We start from the raw sequence: 10,914 nt of genomic DNA, 5'->3' as shown, positions 1-10,914 counted from the left end.
TCAGGCCGCCCCTCGCCCACGCGCCAGCAGCAATTGCCGAGCTTCCTCGATCAAGGCTTCGGCCGCGTCTCCAAGTGGTGACGCGGCGGTCGCAAGTCCGCCCGGCAGCCTCGCCGCGATCTCCGCTATGAGCCTGTCGGCTTCGGCCTTTGCATCCTCCTCACCACCGTCACTGCCGAGAAGCTGTGGGAGATCGAGCGATGTGCCCGTCGCTGCGATCCCGACCGTGGGTGGCGGTTCTATGCGAAGTTCGAGTTTCTCCAGCCAGATATCCTGGTGAATGCGGTGGCAAGCAGCTTCCACCTCATCGCGCCATTGCTGACGGTTGGCGGCCATGTCGCCGAAGAGTGACGTGCTGCCCGTCAGGCGAATGCGGAGGGCAGTCATGCGCCCCTCCATATCGTCGACCAGCGGCTGGATCGCGTGCTCCACGCGTCGAAGCACGGCTGCTTGGTCGTCGTCGGGCTCGACGCCCACCTCGACCTGCGCAAAGCGCGCCTCGTCGACAATGAGCCGCTCATGGCTTACCTGGCCGTCATCCACGCTGACGAGAACCGCGCCCCTGGGGCCACGCTCGCGAATGCTGCGGCCTTGCAGGTTCCCGGGAAAGATCACCAACGGATCGCTCGCCACCTGCTCGTATTCGTGCACATGGCCAAGCGCCCAGTAGTCATAACCGCGCGAGCGCAGGTCTTCGACGGAACACGGGGCATAGGGCTCGTGCGGCTCGCGTCCGGTCAGCGACGTATGCAGCACGCCGATATTGAACCAGCCGCGCTCCGGCGGCGGATAGGCGAGCGCCAGATTGTCCGTCGTCGAGCGTTCCGCAAAGCCGCGGCCATGCAGCGCCACCTTGACCGCCTCCAGCCTGAAGGAGCTTGCCTTGGCTGTCGGAAACTCGCTGACATTGCGGGGCAGCGTGATCGTCTTCGTGATGACGCTGACGGCGTCGTGATTGCCGCGCAAAAGGAAGACCGGGATACCGGCGCGCTCCAACCTCGCCATTTCGCGATTGAAGAACAGACCGATCTTGTTGTCCTTCCAATCGCCGTCATAGACATCGCCGGCGATGATGAAAAAATCGACCTTGCGGTCGATCGCCTGCCCGACCAGCGCCGAGAAAGCCTTGCGACTCGCCTCGACGAAGATTGCAGCCACATCGACATCCTTCAGCGCCAGCCCCTGGAAGGGACTGCCGAGATGAAGATCGGCGGCGTGGATGAAGCTGAAGGAGGACATGCGTTCCGATATTCAAGCGGTTCAAGCATACCGTTCTAGGGAAATATGCGCGCGATGAACACCGCTCCCACAGCTTGCCCGAGGGTTTGTCCAAGGGTTTCCCACATTGCCGCCCTCCGTCACAATCCTATGTTACGGAATTGCGATGATGGCCGCTGACTTGCCCGTCAGTTCGATGTATGCGCGGTTGTTGCTTACATATGCCTTTCATTACATCAGGAGGAAATTTCTTGAAACATCATGCTTTTGGCCGCACCCCTTTCACGGTCACGAATGTCGGCTTCGGCGCCTGGCAAATCGGCGGCGCATGGGGCGATGTCAGTGAGGCGGATGGCCGGGCCGCGCTCAACGCAGCACTCGACGCCGGCATGACCTTCATCGACACGGCCGATGTCTACGGCGATGGCCGCTCGGAAAAGATCATCGCCGACGTGCTGAAGGCGCGTGGCGGCGGGCACCCGATGGTCGCCACCAAGGCCGGCCGCCGTCTGAACCCGCACGTCGCCGAAGGCTACAACAAGGCCAATCTCGAAGCCTTCATCGACCGCAGCCTGACGAATCTCGGCGTCGATAGTCTCGACCTTGTGCAGCTGCACTGCCCTCCCCGCGAGGTGCTCTATCAGCCGGAAGTGTTTGCGGCTCTCGACGAGTTGCAGAAGGCCGGCAAGATCAAGGGCTACGGCGTCAGCGTCGAAAAGGTCGAGGATGGGCTAAAGGCGATCGAATATCCGGGCGTTCTCAGCATCCAGATCATCTACAACATTTTCCGCCAGCGTCCGGACCACCTGTTCTTCGCCGAAGCGCTCCGCAAGAAGGTCGCGATCATCGCCCGCGTGCCGCTGGCAAGCGGCCTGCTGTCAGGCAAGATTACCAGTGCCACGACATTTGCCAGCGACGATCATCGCAATTTCAACCGACATGGGGAAGCCTTCGATGTCGGCGAGACCTTCGCCGGCGTTCCTTTCGAGGTCGGCCTGCAGGCTGTCGAGGAAGTGCGGAAGCTCGTGCCGGCCGGCGCCAGCATGGCGGCCTTCGCGCTGCGCTGGATCCTCATGAGTGAGGCCGTCACTGTCGTCATTCCCGGCGCACGCAATGCCGAGCAGGCCAAGGGCAATGCTGCGGCTGCCGATCTTGCGCCTCTGTCTGCCGATGTCATGGCCGCGACCCGCGACATCTACGATCGGCTGATCGCGCCGCACGTTCACCAGCGCTGGTAAAAACGAAAAGGGTCCGGCGATAAACCGGACCCTTCAATCCTCTCCCGCTCCGGGCTGGCGTCAACGCCGTGCCGCAGAAAGGGTGGATGAAAAACGAGATCAGCCGTTAACGGCGTCCTTCAGGCCCTTGCCGGGCGTGAACTTCGGCACGTTGCGAGCCGGGATATCGACTTCAGCGCCGGTGGACGGATTGCGGCCCTTGGTGGCTGCACGGTGAGAAACGGTGAAGCTGCCGAAACCAGCGAGGCGAATATCGCCGCCGTTCTTCAGTTCGCCCTGGACAGCGTCGAAAACTGCATCAACAGCGGAAGCCGCGTCAGCCTTGGTGATGCCCGCCTTCTCTGCCACTGCGGACACGAGTTCATTCTTGTTCATGTTTTCACCCCTTTCGATGGTATGAAACGTCTCGTTTGTAAGTCGAGCAAAGCATACGAATGCTCAGGCCCGCCGCAACTCAAAAACCCTGCAAATCAAGGAAAAGCAAGCACAAACAGGCGGTTTTCACAAAAAAGGCCGGCATTTCTGCCGGCCTTCGTCAGATTTTCGTCAATTAGGCATAAGTGTGGCGGAAAGCGACTCAGTGGGCGATTGCCGAACCTGCGTCGTCCACGCCTTCCACAGTTGCGATAACCGGCGTCTCGATGGAGCCGTCCCACTCGATCGGCTCGGGCCGACGAACGAGAGCATGCTTGATCACCTCGCCCATGCGGGATACCGGGATGATCTCCATGTTGTTCTTCACGTTGTCCGGAATCTCCGCCAGATCCTTGGCGTTTTCTTCCGGGATCAGCACCTTCTTGATGCCGCCGCGAAGCGCTGCAAGCAGCTTTTCCTTGAGACCACCGATCGGCAGGACGCGGCCGCGCAGGGTGATTTCACCCGTCATGGCGACGTTCTTGTTGACCGGGATACCGGTCATGATCGAGACGATCGCGGTTGCCATGGCAACACCGGCAGACGGACCATCCTTCGGCGTCGCACCTTCCGGAACGTGCACGTGGATGTCGCTCTTGTCGAAGCGCGGAGGCTCGATGCCGAAGTCGACAGCGCGCGAACGGACATAAGAGGCCGCTGCGGAGATCGACTCCTTCATGACTTCCTTCAAGTTACCAGTCACGGTCATCCGACCCTTGCCCGGCATCATAACGCCTTCGATCGTCAGCAGCTCGCCGCCGACTTCCGTCCATGCGAGACCGGTAACAACGCCGACCTGATCCTCGCGCTCTGCTTCGCCGTGGCGGAAGCGCGGAACGCCCAAATAGTCGTCGATGTTTTCAGCCGTGACGTGAACGGACTTCGTCTTGCCCTTGATGATCTCGGTGACCGCCTTGCGGGCGAGCTTCATCAATTCGCGTTCGAAGTTACGGACACCAGCTTCGCGGGTGTACTGCTGGCTGATCGCCATCAGGGCATCGTCGCTGACCGAGAATTCATTCGGCTGCAATGCATGTTCCTTGATGGCCTTCGGCAGCAGGTGCCGCTTGGCGATCTCGCGCTTTTCATCCTCAGTGTAGCCGGCGATACGGATGACTTCCATGCGGTCCATCAAAGGAGCAGGAATATTCAGCGTATTCGCCGTCGTGATGAACATGACATCAGACAGGTCGTATTCGACTTCCAGGTAGTGATCCATGAAGGTCGAGTTCTGAGCCGGATCCAGCACTTCGAGCAGGGCCGAAGACGGATCGCCGCGGAAATCCTGACCCATCTTGTCGATTTCATCGAGCAGGAAGAGCGGGTTGGACTTCTTCGCCTTCTTCATCGACTGGATGACCTTGCCGGGCATCGAGCCGATATAGGTGCGGCGGTGACCACGGATTTCGGCTTCGTCACGAACGCCGCCAAGCGCCATGCGAACATACTCACGGCCGGTCGCCTTGGCGATCGACTGAGCGAGCGAGGTCTTGCCGACGCCCGGAGGGCCGACGAGGCACAGGATCGGACCCTTGATCTTGGTCGCGCGAGCCTGGACAGCCAGATACTCGACAATGCGCTCCTTGACCTTGTCGAGGCCGAAGTGATCGGCTTCGAGGATCTTCTCGGCATTGTTGAGATCCGTCTTGATCTTCGACTTCTTGCTCCACGGAATGCCGAGCAGCCAGTCCAGATAGTTGCGCACGACTGTCGCTTCAGCCGACATCGGGCTCATCTGGCGCAGCTTCTTCAGTTCGGCATCAGCCTTTTCGCGTGCTTCCTTGGACAGCTTGGTCTTGGAGATGCGCTCTTCCAGTTCGGCCATCTCGTCGCGACCTTCCTCGCCGTCGCCGAGTTCCTTCTGGATCGCCTTCATCTGCTCATTCAGGTAGTATTCGCGCTGGGTCTTCTCCATCTGGCGCTTGACGCGCGAGCGGATACGCTTCTCGACCTGCAGAACCGAAATCTCGCCTTCCATGAAGCCGAGCGCCTTTTCCAGGCGAGCCTTGACGCTGGTGGTTTCCAGCATCTCCTGCTTCTCGGTTATCTTGATCGACAGGTGCGAAGCAACCGTATCGGCAAGCTTGGAATAGTCGTCGATCTGGCTTGCAGCGCCAACGACTTCCGGCGAAATCTTCTTGTTGAGCTTTACGTAGCTTTCGAATTCCGAAACGACGGAACGGCTCAGCGCTTCCAGCTCGACCTGATCCTCTTGCGGCTCCTCGAGAACGTGGCCGGAAGCCTCGTAGAAATCCTCGCGACCCGTATAGGAATCGATCTGTGCGCGGGCACGGCCCTCGACCAGAACCTTCACCGTGCCATCAGGCAGCTTCAGGAGCTGCAGCACGTTGGCGACAGTTCCGACCTTGTGGATGGCATCGGGCGCAGGATCGTCGTCGCTGGCGTTGACCTGGGTGACCAGCATAATCTGCTTGTCGGAACCCATGACCTCTTCCAGAGCTCGGATCGACTTTTCCCGTCCGACGAATAGTGGCACGATCATATGTGGGAAGACCACGATGTCGCGCAACGGCAATACCGGGTAGGCAGCGCTCTCGTTTGCCGCAGACGTTTTCTTCGTCATATCATTTCCTTTCCGTCCCGTTTCCGGGCTCTTGGCCGGCCCCTTGGGATCGACCGGCGCTCTCACTTGGCTAACAAGTGGAGCTTCACTTTATTCATTTCAAGCCGTGCGGCGGCACACCGCACAAGAGTGTGTCAGACTTATTACAGGGAGGAACGCAAAACGAAAACTGGAACATTCGGCGTTACCCAAATATTGCCGACGACTGGAATCTAAGAAGCAAAGCCTGTTTCAGTCAAAGCTCACAGAATCATTCCATCATTGCCCTTGGCGACATTCTTCGCAACGGGCCGAAGCATAGTTCCAATCACCTTGTTTGGAACTTAACAGGAAACAACACGACTTTTCAAATAGAAAGGGGCCCGTACATGACGAGCCCCTGATAAGTTCACCGTCTATCCACCGGTCAAGCCGAGGCGTTGGCCTTTTCTTCTTGACGATCGGCGTAAATGTAGAGCGGACGTGCAGAGCCGCGGACCACTTCCTCGGATATGACGACTTCGCGAACGCCTTCCAGGGCCGGCAGATCGAACATGGTGTCGAGGAGGATCTTCTCCATGATGGAACGCAGGCCGCGAGCACCAGTCTTACGGATGATCGCCCGCTTGGCGATTTCGCGCAGGGCATCCTCGTGGAAGGTGAGTTCCACGTCTTCCATCTCGAACAGGCGCTGGTACTGCTTCACCAGCGCGTTCTTCGGCTCGGACAGTATCTGGATCAGCGCATCTTCATCGAGGTCTTCCAGGGTCGCCAGAACCGGCAGACGGCCGATGAATTCCGGGATGAGACCGAACTTGACGAGATCTTCCGGCTCCAGCTCGCGCAGCACTTCGCCGACGCGACGGTCGTCCGGAGCCTTGACGGTTGCACCAAAGCCGATCGAGGTCTTCTCGCCGCGGGCGGAGATGATCTTGTCGAGACCGGCAAAAGCGCCGCCGCAGATGAACAGGATGTTCGTCGTATCGACCTGCAGGAATTCCTGCTGCGGATGCTTGCGGCCGCCCTGGGGCGGAACGGAGGCAACCGTGCCTTCCATGATCTTCAGAAGCGCTTGCTGAACGCCCTCGCCCGACACGTCGCGAGTAATCGACGGGTTGTCGGACTTGCGGGAAATCTTGTCGACTTCGTCGATGTAGACGATGCCGCGCTGGGCGCGCTCGACATTGTAGTCGGCAGCCTGCAGCAGCTTCAGGATGATGTTTTCAACGTCTTCACCGACGTAACCGGCTTCGGTCAACGTCGTTGCGTCAGCCATGGTGAAGGGGACGTCGATGATGCGGGCGAGCGTCTGGGCGAGATAGGTCTTGCCGCAACCGGTCGGGCCGACGAGCATGATGTTGGACTTCGCCAACTCGACTTCGCCGTTCTTGGAGGCATGCGCCAGGCGCTTGTAATGGTTGTGGACCGCAACGGACAGAATCTTCTTCGCCTGCCGCTGGCCGATGACATATTCGTCGAGCACCTTGATGATGTCCTGGGGCGTGGGAACGCCGTCACGGGACTTGACCATCGAGGACTTGTTTTCCTCACGGATGATGTCCATGCACAATTCGACGCATTCATCGCAGATGAATACCGTCGGCCCGGCAATCAGCTTCCGGACTTCGTGCTGGCTCTTGCCGCAGAATGAACAATACAGGGTGTTCTTGGAGTCACCGCCGTTGCTGCCGCTGACTTTGCTCATATCACTTTCCTTCCAGCACGCCGTATTTCCAGATTGAAATAGCGGTCCACTCACTGCGCCGCCGCACTTTGCTCCAGACATTGGAGCTATAGCCGGTCGCGGCGCTCCTCAGGGTACTGAACGAAGCCCAAACAAGCATGTTCAGGCTCCGGTGGCAACGAATTACCCTTCGAATGCCGAACGCTATGTCATAAAAACTCAACATAGCATTAATACTTACTATTAGCCTGTTCCGCACCACTTTAAACCCCTCTTCGATCACAAATGGGATAGAACTGTGGCGCGGAAGACACCGTCCGTGGATAAGTTAGGACGCAGATTCGCCTTCCATCTCGGCGCGAGACGTCAGGACCTTGTCGATGACACCCCAGTTCTGGGCTTCATCGGCGTCCATGAAGTGGTCACGATCGAGCGTCTTTTCAACTTCCTCATACGTACGGCCGGTGTGCTTCACATAGACCTCATTCAGGCGACGCTTCATCTTCAGGATGTCGCGGGCGTGACGTTCGATATCCGAAGCCTGACCCTGGAAACCGCCGGAGGGCTGGTGAACCATGATGCGGGAATTCGGGGTCGCAAAGCGCATGTCCTTGTGGCCGGCAGCCAGAAGCAGCGAGCCCATGGACGCAGCCTGGCCGATGCAAAGCGTCGACACGGCGGGCTTAATGAATTGCATTGTATCGTAAATCGCCATGCCGGCCGTAACCACGCCGCCGGGCGAATTGATGTAAAGCGCGATTTCCTTCTTGGGATTTTCGGCTTCGAGGAAGAGAAGCTGGGCGCAGACCAGCGTCGCCATATGATCCTCGACCGGTCCCGTCAGGAAGATGATCCGCTCCTTCAGCAGGCGCGAATAGATGTCGTAGGACCGTTCACCGCGATTGGTCTGCTCCACAACCATCGGCACCAGTGCCATAGCGGTATCGACTGGATTTCTCATGTGCGTCCTTTGTCAAACGTGCACCCGACGCCGAAGCGACGGGAATCGAATAAAATGCCTCACCCCTACATAGAGTGTCCCTGCCCTGCACTTCAAGACACGCAAAAGGATAACGTCAAGAACCATAGCGAGGAGTGTAAGTTCGGAAGGAATTTCTACTGCTTTTCTTCCAGATGCCTATTAATGCGGCGTTACGCCGAAAGCGGCCCACAACTTTTCCAACCGTCAAGGTGAAGGAAGGGTGAATGCCGCCCTCGAATTTGCTTCGGTCTTATCCGGCTATGGAAATACAGCCTCATGCATCGGACGTTATGATGGCAGCTTTCGGCCCTTGGGCACTCGTCGTTTCAGATGGAAGATAACAGCAACGCACTGCACGTGGTCCAGAGGGAAACGTCCTTGAGCTTGAGCGGACCTGAAACCATCCTTGATGTCGCGCGCAATGAGGATTGGAAGGAAACGAACCAACTGAAGGCATGGTGTCAAAGTTGCGATTTGTACCGACACACTACGGCCTGTACAATGTCGTCGACGAGATGACCGGGGCAGTCCGTCGAAGTGGAGGCGATGGCTCGAACGCCACGAGGCGATGCAACGAATCCCCTGCCTGGTTAAACGCGCTCATTCTTATGGCGAGGAGAGAAGGGAGATTTTCGATGGCCGGCGCTCAGACAGATTTCATGAGAATGGTACGCCGAAACAAGCTGGTTGGCATGTGGGCGGCGGAAAAGCTCTCGCTTCCTAGCGAAAATGCCAAGGCCTACTCGGATGAACTTGCAAAGGGGACGTTCGACATCGAACGCAACGATATTCTTCAAATAATTCGAAGAGACTTTGACGCTGCAGGAGTGGTTCAATCCGACGACCAAATTCTGGCGATCATGACCGAATCATGGCTGGAAGCCGGTGGAGACGCGGCGAACTCGGATGCCAGCGATGCCGCGCTGGTGCATATTGCCCGTACTCTCATGGGATGATGCCACCTGTAGGTCCGCAAATTCGTTATCGAAGATCGCTCTTGCCGTTCTTTCCGATCAACGCGCGAATGCGCTCGGCCACGGCAGGATCGACAGGATTGTAGACGACCAGGTTGAGATCGGGCCTGCCGTCCACTGCAAAGCCTGAATACTCCAATTCAATGTCGCCCAAAACGGGGTGTCTGAGGCGCTTGGTTCCTTCGCCATGGGAGATCACTTCATTCTCCCGCCAAAGGGCGGCGAATTCCTGGCTTGTATGGCAGAGTTCTTCGACCAAGTCCGTGATCTCCGACGTCGCTCCGGCACGGGCCACGTCCGCACGGAACGCTCCGACGACGAACCGGGCCATTGCTTGCCAGTCATGCTGAACGTTTCGGATCGTGCGGTTAGAGAACAATAGACGCAGAATGTTCCGATCGCCTGGGGCAAGTTTGTCGTAGTCCGTCATGACCACCGTGGCGGCCCGGTTCCAGGCGACGATATCCCATGCCGCGGTCCGCACCAATGCAGGGCTTGCATCAAGGGTGTCGATCAGACGCTGGAGGCGCGGACTGATGCCCTCAACCGAGCGATAGCGGACCTCGGGTGGATGACCGAGGCCGAGCATGAAAAGATGCTCGCGCTCCGGTTCCGTCAACATAAGGCCGCTTGCGATCCGGTTCAGAACATCGGGCGAAGGCGCGCCGCCGCGCCCCTGCTCCAGCCAAGTGTACCATGTGGAGCTGATATTGGCGCGCTGCGCGACCTCCTCCCGTCTCAGGCCGGGTGTGCGTCTGCGTCCGGAAAATCCGAAGACCGCCGGATCGAGACGTGCGCGACGATCCCGCAAGAATAGGCCCAAAGCATTGCTCTCGGTGGTCATGGCTTACCTGTTGGCGATTATAATAGGATAAACTCACTACTTTAACATCATAAAGGATAGCTTAATTGTCGGGTCCTTATCAATAAGGAGATATACCATGCGCATCTTCCTGACCGGCGCGACCGGCTTCATCGGATCGGCCATAGTGCCTGAGCTCTTGAAGGCAGGCCATCATGTCATCGGCATGACCCGTTCCGACGCCGGAGCAAGGACGCTCGAAGAGGCAGGCGTCGAAGTCCATCGCGCAACGCTGGAAGAGCCGGAGAGCCTGCGCCGCGGCGCGGAAAAGGCGGATGCCGTCATTCACGCCGCTTTCGATCATGACTTTTCCCGATTCGTCGAAAACTGTCAGAAGGACAGCCGCGCAATCCACGCGCTTGGCGAGGCCGTCAAGGGATCTGACCGTCCGCTGATCATCACCTCGGGCACGGGACTGGGCAATGCCGAACTCGGAAAGCCGGCATCGGAGGACATCTGTAACACCGCGCACCCCAATCCGCGTGTCGCCTCGGAACTGGCAGGCAACTCGCTGCTCGAGGCCGGAGTGAACGTTTCCGTCGTGCGGCTCCCACAGGTGCACGACACCTTCAAGCAAGGCCTGATCACCCCGCTTGTGGCGATTGCCCGGGAAAAAGGCGTCTCGGCCTATGTCGGCGAAGGACGCAACCGGTTCCCTGCGGGCCATCTGCTCGACGTGGCGCTACTCTACAGGCTCGCGGTCGAAAGGGCCGAACCCGGTGCGCGTTATAACGCCGTCGGTGAGGAAGGCGTCGAAACTCGTGCGATCGCGGAAGCACTTGGCCGCGGTCTGAAATTGCCAACCGTATCGATTGAGCCGGAGAAGGCCGCCGAGCATTTCGGCTGGATGGCGATGTTTGCGGGGCTGGATTTCCCAGCTTCCAGCGCAAAAACGCGGCAGGTGCTCGGATGGCTCCCGAAAGGACCGGGCCTGATCGCCGATCTCGACGCAATGAACTACGACAGTTTGGCGGCCTAG

9 protein-coding genes are annotated in these 10,914 nt (G+C 58.7%); 3 read left to right on the top strand and 6 right to left on the bottom strand.

The annotated features are described in order from the left end of the window. A complete protein-coding gene (locus tag DTW90_RS15890; protein ID WP_149339508.1) occupies window positions 1–1,239 on the bottom strand; it encodes a DNA repair exonuclease in 1,239 nt (412 codons plus the stop codon). A gap of 230 nt (window positions 1,240–1,469) precedes the next feature. Here DTW90_RS15890 and DTW90_RS15885 point away from each other — a divergent pair, with 230 nt between their 5' ends. Next, window positions 1,470–2,456, top strand: a complete 987-nt coding sequence (locus DTW90_RS15885) for an aldo/keto reductase (RefSeq protein ID WP_149339506.1) — start codon at window positions 1,470–1,472, stop codon at window positions 2,454–2,456. 99 nt (window positions 2,457–2,555) lie between these two features. Here DTW90_RS15885 and hupB read toward each other — a convergent pair whose 3' ends face one another. The 4 genes from hupB to clpP all read right to left on the bottom strand — a co-directional run bounded on the left by hupB (window position 2,556) and on the right by clpP (window position 8,078). After that, complete coding sequence (gene hupB, locus DTW90_RS15880) at window positions 2,556–2,831, bottom strand: DNA-binding protein HupB (protein WP_149339504.1); 276 nt, start codon at window positions 2,829–2,831, stop codon at window positions 2,556–2,558. Window positions 2,832–3,033: 202 nt separating this feature from the next. Continuing rightward, a complete protein-coding gene (gene lon, locus DTW90_RS15875) occupies window positions 3,034–5,454 on the bottom strand; it encodes an endopeptidase La (protein ID WP_132516873.1) in 2,421 nt (806 codons plus the stop codon). Between the two features lie 406 nt (window positions 5,455–5,860). Beyond that, window positions 5,861–7,138 (bottom strand): ATP-dependent Clp protease ATP-binding subunit ClpX, encoded by a 1,278-nt coding sequence (clpX, locus tag DTW90_RS15870; protein ID WP_132516875.1) that lies wholly within the window; start codon window positions 7,136–7,138, stop codon window positions 5,861–5,863. 307 nt (window positions 7,139–7,445) lie between these two features. Further along, complete coding sequence (clpP, locus tag DTW90_RS15865; RefSeq protein WP_132516877.1) at window positions 7,446–8,078, bottom strand: ATP-dependent Clp endopeptidase proteolytic subunit ClpP; 633 nt, start codon at window positions 8,076–8,078, stop codon at window positions 7,446–7,448. Window positions 8,079–8,554: 476 nt separating this feature from the next. Here clpP and DTW90_RS15860 point away from each other — a divergent pair, with 476 nt between their 5' ends. Next, complete coding sequence (locus DTW90_RS15860; protein ID WP_348642639.1) at window positions 8,555–9,055, top strand: ATPase inhibitor subunit zeta; 501 nt, start codon at window positions 8,555–8,557, stop codon at window positions 9,053–9,055. Window positions 9,056–9,080: 25 nt separating this feature from the next. Here the strand turns inward: DTW90_RS15860 and DTW90_RS15855 are convergent, their stop codons facing one another. Beyond that, a complete protein-coding gene (locus DTW90_RS15855; RefSeq protein ID WP_132516881.1) occupies window positions 9,081–9,917 on the bottom strand; it encodes a helix-turn-helix transcriptional regulator in 837 nt (278 codons plus the stop codon). A 97-nt stretch (window positions 9,918–10,014) separates the two neighbouring features. Here DTW90_RS15855 and DTW90_RS15850 point away from each other — a divergent pair, with 97 nt between their 5' ends. Continuing rightward, window positions 10,015–10,914 (top strand): SDR family oxidoreductase, encoded by a 900-nt coding sequence (locus DTW90_RS15850; protein WP_149339502.1) that lies wholly within the window; start codon window positions 10,015–10,017, stop codon window positions 10,912–10,914.

The sequence above is a fragment of the Neorhizobium sp. P12A genome, from assembly GCF_008365395.1.
In the GTDB taxonomy this organism is placed as follows: domain Bacteria; phylum Pseudomonadota; class Alphaproteobacteria; order Rhizobiales; family Rhizobiaceae; genus Rhizobium.
The sequence above is the reverse complement of the archived record's forward strand: the minus strand, read 5'-3'. Positions and strand labels throughout refer to the sequence as shown.